The sequence below is a fragment of the Micromonospora sp. NPDC050187 genome, assembly GCF_044459745.1.
Taxonomy (GTDB): domain Bacteria; phylum Actinomycetota; class Actinomycetes; order Mycobacteriales; family Micromonosporaceae; genus Micromonospora.
In genome coordinates, this window is sequence record NZ_JBITJH010000010.1 from 70,600 (window position 1) to 88,835 (window position 18,236).

An 18,236-nucleotide genomic window follows, 5' to 3' on the forward strand; every position below is an offset into this window, starting at 1 on the left:
CCTCCCGTTCGAGCACCCGGTCGATGACGGCACCGGCCAGCCGGGTGCCCCGGCTGCCGTTGCGGTCACCGGTCAGCAGATAGTTCGCGGTACGTGCGACGGTGACGCGACGGTCGTCCCGGTTCTCCGTGCTCTGCTTCCGTTCGGTCAGGACCGCACGCTACGAGCGGGAGCGGGTGGACCGGCACCATCGGAGGGTGGAGATCAGGGTGGAGCCGCCCGGACGAGGCCCCTGGGAAGCGCTCAGGGCCCGCCGTGGGCGGGCCCTGAGCGTCGGGCGGACGTCGGAACTACTTCAGGCGGGCCTCGATGGCCTCGATGATGCGCGGGCGGAGTTCGGCGGCCCGGATGACCGCGTCGACCGAGCCGACCTCGACCGCGCGCTGGATGTTGTGCACCCGGTCGAACTCCGCCGCCACCTCGCCGAGCTTCTCCGCGCGGACCGCCGAGCGGAGCTCGTCGAGTTCGGCGGTCAACGTGGCGCGGTCGGTGCCGGAGGCGGTCGCGACCCGGGCCTCCAGGTCCCGCACGCGCGGGTCGGCCGCGGTACGGGCGTTGACCTCGCCGGAGAACACCACTGCGGCGGCGGGGGCACCGCCGAGCACCGAGGCGAACGAGCCCTCCAGCGCGAGCACGGTCATGTTCGGGTTCAGCGCCTTGGAGAACACCACGAACGCACCGCCGTGGTAGCGCGAGATCACGCAGAACACGATCGGCCCACGGAAGTTCACGATCGCGCGGCCGATCTCCGCGCCGTACTCCAGCTGCAACTTCCGCATCGACTCCGGCGAACCGTCGAAGCCCGACAGGTTCGCCAGCACCACCAGCGGACGGTTCCCGCTGGCCGCGTTGATCGCCCGCGCGGCCTTCTTGGACGACCGCGGGAAGAGCGTGCCCGCGGTGTAGGTGTCCGGGCCGTCGGTGGGCGGGAAGCCCCGCCGCGACACCGACCGGGACTCGATGCCGAGCAGGCACACCGGCATGCCGCCGAGATGCACGTCCTGCACCACCGCGGTCTCCGCGTCGGCCATGCCCGCCCAGCGTTCCAGCACCGGGTGGTCCTGGTCGGAGAGCGCCCGCATCACGGTGCGGATGTCGAACGGCTTCTTGCGGTCCGGGTTCGCCCCGGCCGAGAAGATCTCGCCGACGGTGGTGAAGTCGCTGCCCTCGACGGCGTGCGGGAAGTCGGAGACGTCCCGGTCGACGGGGTCGGTCGTCGTCGCCCGCCGGGGCGTCTGCTCACCGGGGGCGACGTACGTGTGGTCGTAGTGCAGCATCAGCACGTCCCGCGCGGCGGCCAGGTTCGGCGCCCAGTACTGCGCCTGCCCGTTGGGGCCCATCACCCGGTCGTAGCCGCCGATGCCGAAGTTGTCCTCGGCCGACACGCCACCGGAGAAGTCGAGCGACTGCTTGCCGGTGAGCACCATCGCCGAGTCCGGCGTCATCACCAGGACGCCCTTGGTGTGCATCAGCATCGTCGCCTCGGCGTTCCAGTACGGCTGCGCGCCGACGGTGATGCCCGCGACCACGATGTTGATCTCGCCGCCGTCCTGGGTGAACTCGACGATCCGCTTGAGCGCCGCAGCCACCCAGTCCATGTTCTCGGTGCCCGACTCCATGGAGATCCGGGCACCGGCGGACAGCGCGTACCACTCCAGCGGCACCCCCATCCGCTCGGCCAGGTCCAGCGCGGCGATCACGCGACGGCACTCCGGCTCCGACAGCGCGCCGAGCGACTTCGTCGGGTCGCCGAGCAGCACGACCCGGGTGACGCCCTGCGGGTGCCGCCGGGTCGGCGTGCTGACCACACCGGCGACGATCGCCGCGCTGTTGCGTCCCTTCGGCCGCTGGACCGGCACCAGGACGTGCTGGTCGTCGAGGTCGTGCTCGACGAAGTCGCCGAGCAGACCGGTCAGCTCGTACGGGTACACCGTGTTGCGGCTGCTCGCCCGGAGCACCTTCTGCCGGTAGCTGTCGAGCGGCTCGACCGGCTCGTCCGACGGCTCACCGATGGTCAGCTCGGTGCCACCGGTGGCGTCGAAGGAGATGCGCACCGCGACCTTGGTCAGCTCACCGGTCTCCCGGTCGCGCTGCCGCCCGATGAACAGGATCTCCTCCAGCCCGGCGCCCGCCGTCGTCGGCAGCACGCGCCCGGCGATCATCTCCAGCTCCGCGCGGGAGAGGTCGCTCGGCGGCCAGACGTAGACCACGACCCGGTTGGTGTTGACACGCTTCGTCGACGGCCGCCGGGACCGCTCGCGGCGGATCGAGTCGAGACAGGCGGCGATGGTGTCCTCGGCCGTCGGCAGCGCGACCAGCCGGCCGTCGTGGTCACGCAACGCGGTCAGGTCGCGTACCTGCGCGAACGCGACGAGGCGGTCGTCCGACGGGTTCTCCCGGGCCACGCACTGGAAGAGGTAGACCTCCTCGTCCGACGACGGCAACCGGGTGAGGTCGAACTTGCTCAGCCGCTCCAGTTGCATCCGCTGCGCGATGTACGGGTGCAGGCCCCGGACCAGCCGTTCCTCGGTCATTCCGGCGCTGGACGGGCGGAACGTGAAGTGGTGGTGCATCACCGCGCCGCTGCGACCGGCCACCGTCGTGGTGAGTCGGCTGACCTCGCTCGGCAGCGGGTACGCGCTGACGACCTCCTGCAGCGCCGCCGCCATCGCGGCGGAGTCCCCCGGCTGGTTCTCCCAGGCGAGGTAGATGTCGGCGTCGATGGCGCCCTCGCCACTGGCCAGCTCGGCGAGCCCGCGCAACGCGCTGCCCAGCGCGTGGAAGCTGACCGCGGCGGAGACCACGCACGAGTCCGCCCGCTTGGCGACCACGAACGTGCAGCCCGCGTTCTCGCTGGTGCGGACGCCGAGCAGCCCCTTGTTGCCGTAGTACCGCCGGGTCAGCACCTCCAGCAACACCACGTTGTCGAGGTCGGCGCGGCCCAGCCGCTGCCCGAGCAGGCGCACCAGCGGCTCGGTGCTGCGGACCATCTCGGCGATCCGCTCCGCGCGGTCCGGCGCGTCCGGGTGCGCGTCCAGGTGGTGCAGGTGCTTCCGGACGTTGGCGTAGACCCGGGCGCGGTTGCGGCGCAGCAGCGGCTGGGCGAACCAGGAGAACACCACGCCGCGTGCGAGGTCGGCGACCACGGGGAAGCGGACCTGCGTCGCGGCCACCAGCCGTTCCAGCACGAGACCGGCCGGCTCCCGCTGCGCCTCGTCCGGCGGGGACTCCTGGAGCCACGCGCGCAGCAACGCCGTGACGACCATGGCGTCGACGGACGACCGCTGCTGGGCGAGGAAGATCCGGAACACGGCGGCTTCGAGCTCGGGGGAGCGCTCCAGGTCGGTGACACCGTAGTGCCCGAGCGCCTTGGCGAGCTTGGCCTGGAACGCCTGCGGCAGCGCGGCCCGTTCGACGTCGAGGCACTGGAGGTAGGTGTGGAAGTACTCGCGGGCGCTGTGCACGTGGCCGTCACCGCCGCCGTCCTCGCCGCTCGGCCGGTTGCGGCTCAGCTCGGCCAGGTCGGCGAAGACGTCGACGAGTTCGAGTTCCTCGGCCAGCGGCCGGTGGCCGTCCGCGATGGCCGCCCGGCGGGCGGCGAGGTAGTCGTCGAGCACCCGGCGTTCGTCGTGCGGGTCGACGTCGAAGCCCAGCAGCAGGCTGCGCAGGTCCTCCTGGCCGCGGGTGGTGCGCGCCCGCGCGGGGAGCGACCCCGGCGCGGCGGGCAGGTCCAGTTCGACGGACTCGGTGGCCGAGGTGTCCTCGGCCTCGTCGTCGGCGAGCGGCTCCAGTCGCACCAGCGGCGCGCCGGCCTCCACCTGGCTGCCCACGGAGACGACGCATTCCTTCAGCCGCGCCTTGAACGGCGCACGCAGCACCGTCTCCATCTTCATGCTCTCCAGCACCAGCACCGGCGCGCCCGCCTCGACCTCGGCGCCGACCTTCAGCGGCGTGGCGACGACCAGCGCGGGGGAGGGTGACCGCACGACGCCGCCCTCGTCACGGCTGACCCGGTGCGTCACGCCGTCCACCTCGACCAGGTGGACCGGCCCGTGCGTGCCGGTGAGCAGGCGGTACCGGACGCCGTTGACGACGATCTGCCCGGTGTGCCGGTCGAAGCGGTCCAGCTCGACGTCGGCGGTGCGGGCGTCGTCACCCGCTTCGATGCCGACGCGGAACCGGTGCGCGCCGACCCGCGCGACGCGCACGCGGTAGCCGACGCCGCGCAGCTTGAGGTCCAGCGGCCGGCCGCTCTCGTGCTGCACCTGCGGGCGTCCGCCGAAGGCGGTCGAGAGCAGCCGCTCGCGCTCGGCGCGTTCCTCCTCCTCGTACGCCTCGATGGCGGCGGCGGCCAGCGCGACGGCGGAGTGCCGGTGCGAGACGAGCCGGCCCTCGCCCCGGACCCGGTCGATCCAGCCGGTGTCCGCGCTGGCGTCGATCACCTCGGGCTGGTCGAGCAGGTCGAGCACGAAGCTCTTGTTCGTGGCGCCGCCCTCGATGATCACGGTCGTCTGCGCCATCGCGCGACGCAGCCGGCCGAGCGCCTCGTCCCGGTCGCGGCCGTAGGCGATGATCTTCGCGATCATCGAGTCGAAGTCGGCGGGGATGGTGTCACCCTCGCTGACACCGGTGTCCACGCGGATGCCCGGCCCGGCGGGCAGGTCCAGCCGCGCGATCCGGCCCGGGGAGGGGGCGAAGTCGCGGTCCGGGTCCTCGGCGTTGAGCCGGGCCTCGATGGCGTGCCCGCGCTCCGCCGGCGGCGCGCCTTCGAGGCGTCCGCCGGAGGCCACGTGCAGCTGCGCCTTGACCAGGTCGAATCCGGTGGTGGCCTCGGTGATCGGGTGCTCGACCTGGAGGCGCGTGTTGACCTCGAGGAACGCGAACAACTGGTCGCCGGGGTGGTAGAGGAACTCGACGGTCGCCGCGCCCCGGTAACCGACCGCGACGGCCAGCCGTTCGGCCGAGGCCTTGAGTTCGGCCGCCTGCGCCGGGCTGAGCACCGGCGACGCCGACTCCTCGATGACCTTCTGGTTGCGCCGCTGCACCGAGCAGTCGCGGACGCCGAGCGCCCACGCGGTGCCCTCGCCGTCGGCGATCACCTGGACCTCGACGTGCCGCGCGCCGGTCACCAGGCGCTCCAGGAACACGACTCCGCTGCCGAACGCCCGCGCGGCCTCCTGGCTGGTGCGCTCGTAGGCGTCGGCCAGCTCGGCCTCGTTGGTGATCACGCGGATGCCGCGCCCACCGCCGCCCGCGGTCGCCTTGAGCATCAGCGGGTAGCCGATCCCGGCCGCCGCCGCCAGGGCCGCGTCCAGGGTCTCGACCGCACCCCGGCTCCACGGGGCGACCGGCACGCCGACCTCCTCGGCGATCAGCTTCGCGCCGATCTTGTCGCCGAGCTTGCGCATGGCGTCGGGGCTCGGGCCGACGAAGGTGACGCCGATCCGCTCGCACAGCTCCGCGAACGCCGGGTCCTCCGCGACGAAGCCCCAGCCGACCCACGCGGCGTCCGCCCCGGTCTCCCGCAGCGCACGCTCCAGCACCTCGAGGTTGAGGTACGGCCGCGCGGACGCCGGACCGAGATCGTAGGACAGGTCCGCCTCGCGAACGAAGGTGGCCGTACGGTCGACGTCGGTGTACAGGGCGACGGTCTCGATCCGTGTTCCGGTCTCCGCAGCGATATCCCGGACGGCATGGATGAGCCGCATAGCGGCCTCGCCGCGGTTGACGATGGCGACACGACTGAACATCCGACCGAACTCCTTCTCAACGCCCTTTGGGCGAATCTGCACCTTTACATCGACTTCTGTCACTCATAGTATTGACTCGCCAACCCTGCGCAGCAACCACCTCTCGTCTCCTGCGCCCGAGTTGAAACTCCACCAGCTTAGACATCGGGGGTCATTTGATGAGCACTCGTGTCTGCCGTCCGACGGCAGCTGCGATGGCCCGTCCTTCACGATTCCGAGCAAGGTGCCCAGGTCGGCACGGATGTCCTGGGCGGGCCACCGGCCCGGAACGGATCTGACCCGAACCGGCGGATCCGCGCTGACCGTGCGCCCGACGCGCTGGTGAGCGGCATCCGTACCCACTGTTCGACCGTGCGGCGCGCCAGGGTGCGCCTGGCGCGAGCCCCGGCGGTCGTGCCTCCGGGTGGCACCGCGCGTTCACGACCTGGTCCACGACGCCGACGATCCGCCCCTTGGCTCGAGAAGTGCTGGAGGGATGCCGGTCCGCTGCGACGCGGGTGCGAGCGCCCGGGTCCGGAGCCGTCCTGGTCGTGCGGGTGGTGTTCACCCGGTGCCATCGGGGTGGGGCACGCGACGCGACGAGGGGTCGGGACGCCGGCGACGGTCTGTCGTGCGGACGGCGCGTCCGGGAGCGGTGTAGGTGAGTCCTTGTCCCGACATGATTGATCCATTACCGTCAATGCGTGCCGAACGTGAGTCGCATGAGACCCCCGATCCTCCGCGTGGTGTCGCTCGCGGCTCTCCTGGCGCTGACCGGTGGCACCGGTGCCTGCGCGCCGGCCGGACCGGAGGACGACGGCAGGACCGTGAGGGTCGGCCTCTCCGCCGCGTTCAGCGGGAAGTCCGCCTACTACGGCCAGGATGCCGAGAAGGGCATCGAACTGGCCATCGAGCACCTCGGGCAGAGCATGCCCGACGTCACCTTCCACCTGGTCACCGCAGACGACGAGTGTTCGCCCCAGGGCGGCGCCGCCGCGTTCCGCAGACTGGCGGACGTCGACCGGGTGGACGCCATCCTGGGCTCGCCCTGCTCCTCCGGCACCCTCGGCGGCATGCCGACCCTCGCCCGGAGCAAGACCCCGGCGATGACCTTCGGATCCACCAACGCCAAGATCAGCGAGCAGTCCGGGATCGGCGGCAACCCGTACATGTGGCGCATGAACATCGACGATTCGATCATGGGCAGGTACTGGACCCGGTACATCGCCGACGCCGGCCGTAAGCGGGCCGCCATCCTGGCGGCCAACAACGACTTCGGTCGCGGGGCGGCCGACCTCTACCGGAGGCTGCTGCCCGAAGCGGGCGTGGAACTCGTCGCCACCGAGTTCTACGACCTCGGCGCCAGCGACCTGCGGGCCCAGCTGGCGAAGGTCCGCGCCGCGAACGCGGACGCGTTCATCACCTTCGCCGAACCACCGGACTGCGCCCAGATGCTGCGCCAGATGCGCGAGACGGGCATGACGGTCCCGGTGTACGGGCGCGGCGGTTGCGCCACCGCCGAGGGGATCAAACTCACCGGTGACCCCACCCTGGCCGAAGGCGTCGAGGAGGCCACCTACTGGACGGCCTCCGACGCGCAACGGCCGCTGCTCGACGGGTACCGGGCCCGGTACGGCGAGGAGGTGCCGCCGTACAACGCCGCGCTGGCGTACTACGGGATGCTGACCCTCGCCGAGGCGGTCCGGCACGGCGGGACCGACCGGGCGGGCATCCTGGCCGGGCTGAAGAGGGTGGACTTCACCACCGGCATCGGGCCGATCAGGTTCGACGAGCACCATCAGGCCCACCCGAACATGTTCATCCTCAGGATCGAGGGCGGGAAGATCAGGGTCCTCGACGTCGTCGACACGAGCAAGTGAGCGGCGCGGCCAGGTGAGCGGACTCCTCGACCAGCTCGTCAACGGGCTGACGCTCGGCTCCCAGTACGCCCTCGTGGCGGCCGGTCTGGCGCTCATCTTCGGCGTCCTGGAGATCGTCAACTTCGCGCACGGCGAACTGGTGATGGTCGGCGCCTACCTGCTGTACGCCGGCTCCGCCTACCTGGGGCTGCCGTACCCGGTCGCCGCGCTCGCCACGGTCGTCGGGATGGTGGTCGTCGGGATCGGGTTCTACCTGGCCGTGGTGCACCGGATCCTGCACCGGGGCTGGCAGGTCCAACTCGTCGCCACGCTCGCCGTGTCGATCGTCCTGGTCAACCTGGCGATCGTGGTCGAGGGTTCGCTGCCCAAGACCGTCTACAGCGAGCAGAGCCTGCGCACCGTGGAGCTGGCCGGGACCACCATCGCGGTGCAACGGCTGGTCGTGCTCGGGGCCGCCGCGGCCACCTTCGGCGCGCTCGTGGTGTTCCTGCACCGCACCCGGACCGGCCGGGCGATGCGGGCGCTCGCCCAGAACCGTGAGGCGGCCGTCGTGGTGGGCCTGCCGGCCGCACGGATCGGGCTGGTGACCGTGGCGACCGCCGCCGCCCTGGCGGGCGTCGCCGCAGCCACCATCACGCCGCTGTACAGCGCCTCGCCGACGATGGGGACGCTGCTGGCCGTCAAGGCGTTCGCCGCCGTCATCATGGGCGGCTTCGGCAACGTCACCGGCGCGGTCCTCAGCGGCTTCGTCCTCGGCGTCAGCGAGGCCCTGGCCATCGGCTACCTCTCCAGCGCGTACGCCGACGTGATCGTCTTCTCCGTCATGATCGCGGTGTTGCTGGTCCGCCCGCACGGGCTGTTCGGGCGGGTGGTGCGCGCGTGACCGGCGCGGCCACCACCGGGCCCGGCCGGACGGCGCGGCGGGCCGGGCGGGGGAGACCACGCGTCGAGCCGGTGGTCTGGTCGCTCGGGGCGGTCTTCGCGGCCGTGCTGCCGCTGGTCCTCCCGGTGCCGTACCACCTCTCCACCGCGATCACCGCCCTCATGTTCGTCGCCCTGGCGGTCTCCTTCGACCTGGTGGTCGGCCGGATCGGCGCGCTCAGCCTGTGCCAGCCGGTCTTCTTCGGCTTCGGCTCGTACACGGCGGCGATCCTGAGCACCCGGCACGGCTGGTCGTTCGGGGCGACCCTGGCCGTGGCCGCGCTGGCCGCCGTCGGCGTGGCGCTGGCCATCGGCGTCCCGTCGTTCCGCCTGTCGCTGCACGCCTTCGCGATCGCCACCCTCGGCTTCGCGACCATCGCGGTGCTGCTGGCCAAGAACTGGGTCGGCCTCACCGGTGGCCCGCTGTGCACCACCGGCGTGCCGGCGATGACCCTGTCCGGCGTCGAACTCACCTCGCTGGCCGCGCAGTACTACGTCGTGCTGTGCCTCGCGGCGCTCACCGTCGGAGTCGCCTTCGGCGTCTCCCGCAGTCGGCTCGGCCTCGCCCTCACGGCGGTCCGGGACGATCCGGTGCTGGCCGCCGCCCGGGGCCTGTCGCCGACCGCGTTCCGGCTCACCGCCTTCAGCCTCTCGGCCGCGCTGTCGGCGATGGTGGGAGTCTTCAACGCGTACTTCCAGTCGGTGGTGTGTCCGGAGAACCTGGACATGTCGTACATGACCGCGTTGCTGATCATGGTGTTCATCGGGGGCCGGGGCAGCCTGCGCGGCGTGGTCTCGGCGGCCCTGCTCTTCACCGTTCTTCCGCAACTGCTGCACCTCGCCGAGGAGTGGCGGATGGTCATCTACGGGCTGATCCTGCTCGGGGTGGTCATCGCCGTCCCGGACGGGCTGGAACGTACGTTCCAGGCGGCCGGTCGGCTCCGGCGTCGGCCGCCACCACCCGCGCCCCCACCGCCGCCGGCCCCGGCCGTGACGCCGGAGAAGGCGGCCCGATGAGCGGGGAACTGGCGGTACGCGGGCTCCGCAAGGCGTACGCCGGGGTGCAGGCCCTGGACGACGTGTCGATCACGGTGCCCGCCGGCGAGATCGTCGGACTCATCGGCCCCAACGGGTCGGGCAAGACCACCGCGATCGACTGCGTCACCGGCCTCCAACGGCCCGACACCGGCACGGTCGAACTCGACGGCCGCGACGTCACCGGGTGGCGGCCCGACCGGCTGGCCCACCACGGGCTGGTCCGGACGTTCCAGCAGGTACGCACGTTCGAGTCGCTGACCGTCCGACACAATCTCCGGGTGGCCGCCCTCGGCCGGCGGTCGCGCTCCCGGCGGCTGGCCGACCTGCTCCGGCCGGACCGGGAGGACCGCGCGCTGCGTGTCCGGCTCGACGAACTCATCGACACCTTCGCGCTCGGCCCGGTCGCTGACCAGCCCGCCGGGCAGGTCTCGTACGGGCAACGCAAGCTGGTCGAGTTCGCCGCGGCCTGCGTGCTGCCGCCCCGGGTCCTGCTGCTCGACGAGCCGGTGGCGGCGGTCAACCCGACCATCGGCAACCTGATCCGGGACCGGATCCGGGACCTCAACGCCGCCGGCACCACCGTGCTGCTGGTCGAGCACAACATCGAACTGGTCGTCGGCCTCTGCCACCGGGTGGTCGTGCTCGACCAGGGCCGCACCCTGGCACAGGGGAGACCCGGTGAGGTCATCGCCCGGGACGACGTCCAGGAGGCGTACCTTGGCGGCTGACCCCTCCGCGACGCCGGTGCTGACCCTGCGCGACGTGCACGCCGGCTACCAGGACGTCGAGATCCTCCGCGGCATCGACCTGGATCTCCACCGTGGTGAGACCGTCTGCGTCGTCGGCGCCAACGGGGCCGGCAAGTCCACCCTGCTCAAGACCGTGTTCGGCATGGTGGCGATCCGCCGTGGCTCGATCCGGGTGGACGGCGTCGAGGTCAGCCGCGACCCACCCCGCGTCCGGCTGGGCCGGGGGATCGTCCTCGTGCCGCAGGGGCGGTGCAACTTCCCCCGGATGAGCGTCGAGGAGAACCTGCGGATGGGCGGCTACACGCTGCCCCGGAGCGCGGTCGCGGCCGGCATCCACCGGGCGTACCAGACCTTCCCGGTGCTCGGCGAACGGCGCGGCCAGGCGGCCGGCGACCTCTCCGGCGGCGAGCAGCAGCTCCTGGAGATGGCCATGGCGCTGATGCTCGACCCGAAGGTGGTGCTCATCGACGAGCCGTCGCTGGGGCTCGCACCCCGGATGCGGCAGCACGTCTTCGCCGCGCTCCACGCGCTGGCCACGCAGCAGGTGGGCGTGCTGCTGGTCGAGCAGAACGCGGTGCAGGCCCTGAAGGTCGCCGACCGTGGCCTCGTGGTCGAGCTCGGCCGGGTCGCGAAGTCGGGAACCGGAGCGGGCATGCTCGACGACCCCGAGGTCCGACGCGCCTACCTGGGACTGCCCGGCTGACCCGTGCCGGACGGGCGGTCGGGGCCCTCACCGCAGGACGCCCTCGTGCAGGGCCCGCAGCACCGCGTTGGTGCGGTCCCGCGCGCCGAGCTTGAGCAGGATCGCCGACACGTGGTTCTTCACCGTCCCCTCCGCGAGGAACAGCACGCCCGCGATCTCCCGATTGGTGTACCCCTCGGCCACCAGCCGCAGCACCTCCACCTCGCGTTCGGTCAGCGGCTGCGGGCGCGTCGGGTCCACCCCGACCGGCGACGGCGCGGAGCGGATGGCGCGCAGCAGCCGGTCGGTGATCGACGCGGCGACGAGCGTCCCGCCGGCGGCGAGGGTCTCGACGGCCCGGGTCAGCTGTTCCAGCGTGACGTCCTTGAGCAGGTAGCCGCGCGCCCCGGCCCGCAGCGCGTCGAGGACGAGGGTGTCGTCGTCGAAGGTGGTGAGCACGAGCACGGGGACGTCCACCCCGTGCTCGCGTAGCTGCCGGAGTGCCCAGATGCCGTCCCGGTGCGGCATGCGCAGGTCGAGCAGGACGACGTCGGGCCGCGCGTGGGCGATCACGTCCAGCGCCGCCGCCCCGTCGTCCGCCTCGCCCACCACCTCGATGCCGGCCACGTCGAGCAGGCCGCGGATGCCCTGCCGGATCAGCGTCTGGTCGTCGACCACCACCACCCGGGTCATCGGACCGGCATCCGGGCGGTCAGCCGGAAGCCCGACGCGCCGTCGTACGCGACGTCCCCGCCGAGCGCCGCGAACCGCTCGGTGATGCCGCGCAGCCCGTTGCCGGGGACCACCTCGGCCGCGCCCCGGCCGTCGTCTGTCGCGGTCAGTCGGATGGCGTCGCGGTCCCGTGCGACGCCGACCCGCAGCTCGCCCGCCTCGGCGTGCCGCAGCGTGTTCGTCACGATCTCCTGCACCGCCCGGACGAGCGCGGCCGTCTGCTCCTCGTCCGCCTCGACGTCGTCGTCCACGTCGACCACGACGTCCAGCCCCGGGACGTCGCGGCCGACGTCGCGGAGCGCGTCCGCCAGGTCGGTGGCCGGCCCGGCGCGCAGCGCGCCGACGGTGACCCGTACGTCCGCGAGCACGTCGCGGGCCACCCGGTTGGCCCGCTCGACGTGATCCCAGGCCGCCTCGTCCCGGCGGTGCCGGGCGGTCTCCAGTTCGAGCGTGAGGACGGTGAGCTGGTGACCGATGAGATCGTGCAGCTCCCGGGAGATGCGCAGACGTTCCGCCGCGCGGGCGGAGCCGGCCAGCAGCACGCTCGCCGCCTGCAGGTCGACGTGTGCCTGGGCCAGCTCGCGGCGCAGGCGTCGCTCCCGGCCGATGGCGGTCAGGCTGAACAGCGTCGCGAGTTGGATCAGCCCGTAGAACGCCGCCGTCATGACGAACTCGATCCCGTCCCCGTGACTGCGGTGCGTGGCCAGGGCGATCACGCCGGTGTTCAGCACGATCACCGCGAGGTTGGTCGGCAGCCGGACCACCTCCGCGCCGAGCGCGGCGAGCACGACCAGCAGGATCGGGAGCAGTCCGGCCTGCGGAGCGGTCACCACGACGGCCCAGCCGGCGGCGACCGCCACGCCGTAGGCCGCGCGGCGGGCGGGCACCGGACCCACCTCCGCGACGGCGGCGACGACCGCCACCACCGCCGTCAGGAACAGGGCGACCCACAGCGGCACCGGGACGCCCGGTGTGACGAGGCCGAGCGGAACGGGTGCCCCGGCGCCCAGGCACACGACGAGCATCGCGAGGCCCGACCACTCGTCGAGCCCGATCCGGCGCATGCTGCCAATCTAGCGACCGGGCCGGCCGGTCCAGGGGTGCCGGAAGTCATGGTCGACCCGGCTGACCTGTGGCACAGGCGCCGGACCGGGTGCGGCGACCAGCATGGCGGGCATGACGCAACCCGCCATCGGAGTCGAGCACCTGCACAAGCGGTACGGCGAGGTCGTCGCGGTCGAGGACGTCAGCTTCCAGGTGGCGGCCGGTGAGGTGCTGGGTGTCCTCGGGGCCAACGGGGCCGGGAAGACGACGACGATCGAGATGATCGCCGGACTGCGCACCCCGGACCGGGGACGGGTCAGGGTGCTCGGCCTCGATCCGCTCCGCGACCGCGCGGCCCTGCGCCAGGTGCTCGGCGTGCAGTTGCAGCAGGCGTACCTGCACCACGCCCTGACCGTCGCCGAACTCGTCGGCCTCTACCGCAGCTTCTACCCGAACCCCCGACCCGCCGCCGAGCTGCTCGACCTGGTCGAGCTGGGCGGGCAGGCCGGGACGCGCTTCGAGAAGCTCTCCGGTGGTCAGCAGCAGCGGCTCTCGATCGCCCTCGCCCTGGTCGGCCGCCCGCGCGTGGTGATCCTCGACGAACTCACCACCGGGCTCGACCCCCGTGCCCGGCGGCGGGTGTGGGCCGGCATCGAGGAACTGCGCGACGAGACCGTGCTGCTGGTGAGCCACGCGATGGACGAGGTCGAGCGGCTCTGCGACCGGGTCGCCCTCGTCGACGGCGGTCGGATCGTGGCTCTGGACACCCCGGCCGGGCTGGTCGCGCGAGCCGGGGTGGGAAGCCTGGAGGAGGCGTTCGTCGCCCTCACCGGCCGGGACCTCGTGGGGGAGGACGTCGCATGACCGGGGCGACCGCGTGGCGTCCGGGCCTCCGGTCCTGGCTGACCCTGGTCCGGTGTGAGGCGAAGATGGTCGTCCGGGACACCGCCGGCCTGGTCGTGCCGATCGTCCTGCCGCTGCTGATCATGGTGATGAACGCCTCGGCCGCCGGTGACCAGGAGGTCGTCGCCGGCCGCTCGGCGCTGGACGTCCACGTGCTGCCGCTGGTCTTCACGATCGTCCTTGCCTCGATCGGTCTCATCAACATGCCGAGTTTCCTGGCCTACTACCGCCGCACGGGGGTGCTGCGCCGGCTCGCGGTCACTCCCGCCTCGCCGGTGATGGTGCTGGTGGCGCAGATGGTGGTGAGCCTGGCGCAGGCCGTCCTCGGCATCGGTGTGGCCTTCGCCGTCGCCGTGTCCGCCTTCGGGGCACGTCCGCCGGTGGACGTGGGTGTCGCGCTCGGCGTCGCCGGGCTCGCGGTCGCCGCGATGTACGGCGCGGGCATGATCGTCGCTTCGCTGGCGCCGTCGCCGAACTCCGCCGTCGCGATCGGTCTGATCGCCTTCTTCGCGTTCGGGGCCGTCGGCGGGCTGTTCGGCGGCACCGCCGCCCTACCGGACCCGGTGGCGCGGATCGGCTCGTGGCTGCCGTTCGGCGCGGCGGTCGAGGCGCTCTCCGCCGCCTGGGCCGGCGCGTCCGTGGACGCGCCGAACCTGGTCGGCCTGGTGGTCACGGCGGTGCTCGGCACGGTCGTGGCCGCGCTGCTCTTCCGCTGGCAGTGACCGCACGGACCCGCGCGACCGGTGGTGACGCCGGAAATCCGGCGGCTGTTCGCGACCCGGGCCGCGAACAGCCGCCCGTCACGGGCCGGTGCCGGTGCCGGGACGGATCAGTGGGCTTCCAGTTCCCGCTTCAACCGGCGCAGCGTCTCCCGCATACCGTCCCGGTTGACCATCGGGCGCTCGGTCGCGGCCTTGCCGGTGAAGACCCGACCGAGCAGGCGCGACGCGCCGTTGCGGCGGTCCTGCCAGTACTCGGTCACCTCGGTGCCGCCACCGGTGGGCGCGAAGCGGTATCCCCAGCGGGCCACCGGCTGGCCGAACGTGGTGACGTCGAAGGCGAACTCCTCACCCGGCGTCGCGGTGACCACCCGGCAGGTGGTGAACCAGAGGAACGGGCCGCGACGGTTCCAGCCGACGAAGCGCTCCGGCCGTCCACTGTCGCGTCGGGTGACCCAGACCGCGAAGCACTCCGGGCTCCACCGGGCCATCCGCCGGACGTCGGCGACGGCCGCGTACACCGTCTGGGCCGGCACCGCGACGGTGATCCGTTCGGTGATCTCCGGGCCCGGGGCGGTCGACTGCGGGGTCACCGGGCCAGCATAGGGGTCACTCGTCACGCCAGGGAAGGTAGCCCGGGAGGTCCTTGCTGACCCGGCCGGGGAAAGCCGGGCTGCGCCGCTGCCGGAAGGAGGCGAAGCCCTCCTGGGCGTCCGGACTGTCCACCGCGTCGGCCGAGAGCCGGGAGTCCAGGCGGTGCGCCGGGTACGGCGATTCCAACGCACTCATCCGGTAGAGCATCTGCCGGATGACCGCCACCGACACCGGCGCGGTGGTGGCGATGAGGGTCCGGGCGAGCTGGTGCGCCTTGTCGAGCAGCTGCTCCGGTTCGTGGACGCTGTGCACCAGGCCGGCGGAGAGCGCCTCGGCGGCGTCGAAGGCCCGTCCGCTGACCATCCAGTCCAGAGCGGTCCCCATCCCGACCAGTCGGGGGAGGAACCAGGCGGACGCGCCCTCGGCGTAGATGCCGCGTCGGCTGAACACGTACCCGAACCGTGCGTCGGTAGCCGCGAGACGGTAGTCGGCCGGCAGGATGATGGTCGCGCCGGCGCCGACGGCGGCGCCCCGGATCGCGGCGATGACCGGCTTGTTCATCGCGAAGATCCGCATCGAGCAGCGGCCGGCCGGCTCCGCCCAGGCGGCGTCGGGATCGTCGGGCCGGTCCAGTTCCGACGTGGACAGATCCAGCCCGGCGCAGAAGTGCTCGCCCGCTCCGGTCAGGATGACCACCCGCACGTCGTCGTCCCGGTCGGCGCGGTCGAACGCGTGGGCGAGCTCGTCGGCCATCCGCACGGTGTAACCGTTGCGCTCCTCCGGACGGTTGAGCGAGATCGTGGCGGTCTGGTCGGCAACGGCATAGGTGATCTCGCGATACGCGTCCACGTGGGCACCTTAGATCAACTTCAGTTTGCGCAGCAATCCTCCGTCTCCCCGGCCCGGCTGACCGTCCGGACGCGAGCATCGTCCGGCTCGCCCTTGATCGGTTGCCGCCCGTCGGGCACACTTCCGCGGTGTCCTCCGATGTCTTCGACCTGTACCGTCGGCACCTGGGTGAGGGGCAGGGTCGGGTCGCGGCCATGCTCAACACGCCGCTGGAAGTCGGCGCCACGGGCGCGGTCGTGCACACCGCCGACGGTCGCCAGCTGCTGAACTGCGCCGGCTACGGCGTGTTCCTCGTCGGCGCGGGCCACCCGGCCGTGCGTGCGGCGGTGCACGAGCAGCTCGACCGGCAGGCGCTGTCCACCCGGGTGCTGCTGAACGAGCCCGCGGCACGGGCCGCCGAGGCGCTGACCTCGGTGGCACCGGAGGGCCTGGACAAGGTGCACTTCTCCAACTCCGGCGCGGAGGCGGTGGAGACCGCCATCAAGATTGCCCGAGCGAACGGGCGGCACCGGCTGGTCTCGATGCACAGTGGCTACCACGGCAAGACCACCGGTGCGCTGTCGCTCACCGCGCGCTCGCTTTACCAGGACCCCTTCCGTCCACTGTTGCCGGAGGTCGTGCACGTCCGCTTCGGCGACCTGGACGAGCTGGCCGCCGTCGTCGACCGGGACGTCTGCGTGGTCGTGGAACCGGTGCAGAGCGAGGGCGGGGTGATCATCCCGGAGCCCGGCTACCTCAAGGCGGTCGAGGCGCTCTGCCGCGACCGGGGCGCGATGCTCGTCCTCGACGAGGTGATGACCGGACTCGGGCGTCTCGGGACCTGGTGGGGAGCGGACCGTGACGGGGTGCGGCCGGACATCCTGCTGGTCGGCAAGGCACTCAGCGGAGGCCTGGTGCCGGTCGCGGCGACCCTGGCGACCGCGCAGGCCTTCGCGCCGCTCGACAAGGACCCCTACCTGCACACGTCCACCTTCTCCGCGGCCCCCATCGCGATGGCCGCGGTCCGGGCGACGGTCGGGGTGATCCGGGACGAGAACCTGGTCGACCGCGCGGGCGCCCTGGGCGCGCGGCTGCTGGCGGCGCTGACCGAGGCGGTGGGCGTGATCGGGCACCTGGTGGCCGAGGTCCGTGGTGTCGGACTCCTCATCGGCGTCGAGTTCCGGGCCGGGCACCACGCCGCCGAGTTCCTGATGGACCTGCTCGACAACGACGTGGTGGTCAACCATTCGATGAACGCGCACCCGGTGCTCCGGCTGACCCCGCCGGCGACCATGACGCCGGCCGAGGAGGCCCGGCTGGTCGCCTCGTTCGCGCGTGCCTGTGCCGCCCTGGCCACACGCTTCCCCGCCGCGACGACCGGCGCCTCGGCATGACGGGACGTACCGTCCTGGTCACCGGCGCCAGCGGCGTCGTGGGTACGGCCGTGCTGTCCGAGCTGACCGGGCACGACGTGATCGCCGGGGTGTTCCGGCGTCTGCCGGCCGGCTCGGACCGGGTCGTCCGGCTGGACCTGCACGCCCCGTCGTTGGGCCTCGACCGCCGCGCCTACCGGGAGTTGTGCGCGGAGGTCGACGTGGTGATCCACTCGGCCGCCATCGTCAACTTCTCGGCGGACCAGGCCGAGGTCGACCGACTCAACATCGAGGGCCTCGGCCGGGTCATCGAGTTCGCCGCCGAGGCGGACGCCGTCCTGGTCCACGTCAGCACCGCCTACGTGTCCCGGCACGGCCGGACCGGTGGCGGCGGTCGGCTGGGCACGGAGAAGACCGCCGCTCGGACGGACGAGTACGTGACGTCGAAGTACCTCGGCGAGCGGATGGTCCGCGACAGTGGCATCGACGCGGTCGTCGTCCGCCCGGCGATCGTGATGGGCGACTCCCGCACCGGCGTGATCCGGCAGAAGCAGGGTGTCCACCAGCTCGCCGAGTACCTGCTGACCGGGAAGCTGCCGTTCATTCCCGCGCACCCCGGCACCTTCTTCGACCTCGTGCCGCAGGACATGGTCGCCCGGGGGATCCGTGCGGTGATCGACGCCGACCTGCGCGACGGCGAGTACTGGTTGACCGCCGGACCGGCCGGCATGCCGGTGGAGCGTTACCTCGACCTGGTCACCGAGGTCGGCCGGGACAGCGGGATCGACATGCCCACGCCCCGGCTGGCGGACCCGTCGATCGTGGACCGCCTGGTGCGTCCCGCGTTCGCGGACGTCCTCGCCGCCGAGGACCTGGCCCGGTTGGACGGCGTGGTGGCGGTCTGCGGACTGGTGATCATCCCCGAGCTGCTGCCGACGTCGTTCGGGACGATTCCCCACGGGCCGGCCGCGATGACCGCCGCCGAGGTCGAGGACGCGTGGCGGGTGTCCCTGCACCATCTTGTCCAGGGGTTGAAGTAATGAT

General features: G+C 72.4%; 14 protein-coding genes. 9 read left to right on the top strand and 5 right to left on the bottom strand.

Annotation, left to right across the window (positions count from 1 at the left end):
- Window positions 1-290: 290 nt before the first annotated feature.
- The gene (locus tag ACIBJE_RS17595; protein ID WP_396749410.1) at window positions 291-5,750 is read right to left on the bottom strand and encodes a carboxyl transferase domain-containing protein; all 5,460 of its coding nucleotides are present in this window, start codon (window positions 5,748-5,750) and stop codon (window positions 291-293) included.
- Between the two features lie 701 nt (window positions 5,751-6,451).
- Here ACIBJE_RS17595 and ACIBJE_RS17600 point away from each other — a divergent pair.
- Genes ACIBJE_RS17600 through ACIBJE_RS17620 form a run of 5 tightly spaced genes read left to right on the top strand, consistent with a single transcriptional unit; the run spans window position 6,452 to window position 11,020 of the window.
- The gene (locus tag ACIBJE_RS17600; RefSeq protein WP_396749412.1) at window positions 6,452-7,609 is read left to right on the top strand and encodes an ABC transporter substrate-binding protein; all 1,158 of its coding nucleotides are present in this window, start codon (window positions 6,452-6,454) and stop codon (window positions 7,607-7,609) included.
- Window positions 7,610-7,622: 13 nt separating this feature from the next.
- A complete protein-coding gene (locus ACIBJE_RS17605; protein WP_396749415.1) occupies window positions 7,623-8,492 on the top strand; it encodes a branched-chain amino acid ABC transporter permease in 870 nt (289 codons plus the stop codon).
- Complete coding sequence (locus ACIBJE_RS17610; protein ID WP_396749417.1) at window positions 8,489-9,547, top strand: branched-chain amino acid ABC transporter permease; 1,059 nt, start codon at window positions 8,489-8,491, stop codon at window positions 9,545-9,547. Before ACIBJE_RS17605 ends, ACIBJE_RS17610 begins: the two co-directional genes overlap by 4 nt.
- Window positions 9,544-10,296 carry an ABC transporter ATP-binding protein gene (locus ACIBJE_RS17615; protein ID WP_396749419.1) on the top strand — a complete coding sequence of 251 codons (753 nt, stop codon included), beginning with the start codon at window positions 9,544-9,546 and terminating at the stop codon, window positions 10,294-10,296. Before ACIBJE_RS17610 ends, ACIBJE_RS17615 begins: the two co-directional genes overlap by 4 nt.
- Complete coding sequence (locus tag ACIBJE_RS17620) at window positions 10,286-11,020, top strand: ABC transporter ATP-binding protein (protein ID WP_396749421.1); 735 nt, start codon at window positions 10,286-10,288, stop codon at window positions 11,018-11,020. Before ACIBJE_RS17615 ends, ACIBJE_RS17620 begins: the two co-directional genes overlap by 11 nt.
- Before the next feature lie 27 nt (window positions 11,021-11,047).
- On the opposite strand, the gene ACIBJE_RS17625 is transcribed toward ACIBJE_RS17620, so the two are convergent.
- Both ACIBJE_RS17625 and ACIBJE_RS17630 read right to left on the bottom strand, forming a co-directional pair.
- Window positions 11,048-11,692 carry a response regulator gene (locus ACIBJE_RS17625; RefSeq protein WP_396749423.1) on the bottom strand — a complete coding sequence of 215 codons (645 nt, stop codon included), beginning with the start codon at window positions 11,690-11,692 and terminating at the stop codon, window positions 11,048-11,050.
- On the bottom strand, window positions 11,689-12,795 hold the full coding sequence (locus tag ACIBJE_RS17630) for a sensor histidine kinase (protein ID WP_396749425.1): 1,107 nt from the start codon (window positions 12,793-12,795) through the stop codon (window positions 11,689-11,691). The genes ACIBJE_RS17625 and ACIBJE_RS17630 overlap by 4 nt, the downstream gene beginning before the upstream one ends.
- 112 nt (window positions 12,796-12,907) lie before the next feature.
- Here ACIBJE_RS17630 and ACIBJE_RS17635 point away from each other — a divergent pair, with 112 nt between their 5' ends.
- A complete protein-coding gene (locus ACIBJE_RS17635) occupies window positions 12,908-13,639 on the top strand; it encodes an ABC transporter ATP-binding protein (RefSeq protein ID WP_396749427.1) in 732 nt (243 codons plus the stop codon).
- A complete protein-coding gene (locus tag ACIBJE_RS17640) occupies window positions 13,636-14,400 on the top strand; it encodes an ABC transporter permease (RefSeq protein ID WP_396749430.1) in 765 nt (254 codons plus the stop codon). The genes ACIBJE_RS17635 and ACIBJE_RS17640 overlap by 4 nt, the downstream gene beginning before the upstream one ends.
- Window positions 14,401-14,507: 107 nt before the next feature.
- Here ACIBJE_RS17640 and ACIBJE_RS17645 read toward each other — a convergent pair whose 3' ends face one another.
- Together ACIBJE_RS17645 and ACIBJE_RS17650 are read right to left on the bottom strand one after the other, a co-directional pair.
- Window positions 14,508-14,990, bottom strand: coding sequence for an SRPBCC family protein (locus ACIBJE_RS17645; protein ID WP_396749432.1), 483 nt, complete (start codon window positions 14,988-14,990; stop codon window positions 14,508-14,510).
- Window positions 14,991-15,006: 16 nt separating this feature from the next.
- Window positions 15,007-15,840 carry an enoyl-CoA hydratase-related protein gene (locus ACIBJE_RS17650; RefSeq protein WP_396749434.1) on the bottom strand — a complete coding sequence of 278 codons (834 nt, stop codon included), beginning with the start codon at window positions 15,838-15,840 and terminating at the stop codon, window positions 15,007-15,009.
- 128 nt (window positions 15,841-15,968) lie between these two features.
- Between ACIBJE_RS17650 and ACIBJE_RS17655 the strand changes: the two genes are divergently transcribed.
- Window positions 15,969-17,213: an aspartate aminotransferase family protein gene (locus tag ACIBJE_RS17655; RefSeq protein WP_396749436.1), complete on the top strand. Its 1,245-nt coding sequence runs from the start codon at window positions 15,969-15,971 to the stop codon at window positions 17,211-17,213.
- Window positions 17,210-18,232: an SDR family oxidoreductase gene (locus ACIBJE_RS17660; protein ID WP_396749439.1), complete on the top strand. Its 1,023-nt coding sequence runs from the start codon at window positions 17,210-17,212 to the stop codon at window positions 18,230-18,232. Before ACIBJE_RS17655 ends, ACIBJE_RS17660 begins: the two co-directional genes overlap by 4 nt.
- Window positions 18,233-18,236: the final 4 nt, after the last annotated feature.

Bases quoted from the DNA above. Each gene is read 5' to 3' on its own strand.
- ACIBJE_RS17625 (WP_396749423.1), bottom strand. From the start codon at position 11,692: ATGACCCGGGTGGTGGTGGTCGACGACCAGACGCTGATCCGGCAGGGC.
- ACIBJE_RS17600 (WP_396749412.1), top strand. From the start codon at position 6,452: ATGAGACCCCCGATCCTCCGCGTGGTGTCGCTCGCGGCTCTCCTGGCG.
- ACIBJE_RS17630 (WP_396749425.1), bottom strand. From the start codon at position 12,795: ATGCGCCGGATCGGGCTCGACGAGTGGTCGGGCCTCGCGATGCTCGTC.
- ACIBJE_RS17640 (WP_396749430.1), top strand. From the start codon at position 13,636: ATGACCGGGGCGACCGCGTGGCGTCCGGGCCTCCGGTCCTGGCTGACC.
- ACIBJE_RS17635 (WP_396749427.1), top strand. From the start codon at position 12,908: ATGACGCAACCCGCCATCGGAGTCGAGCACCTGCACAAGCGGTACGGC.
- ACIBJE_RS17595 (WP_396749410.1), bottom strand. From the start codon at position 5,750: ATGTTCAGTCGTGTCGCCATCGTCAACCGCGGCGAGGCCGCTATGCGG.
- ACIBJE_RS17660 (WP_396749439.1), top strand. From the start codon at position 17,210: ATGACGGGACGTACCGTCCTGGTCACCGGCGCCAGCGGCGTCGTGGGT.
- ACIBJE_RS17615 (WP_396749419.1), top strand. From the start codon at position 9,544: ATGAGCGGGGAACTGGCGGTACGCGGGCTCCGCAAGGCGTACGCCGGG.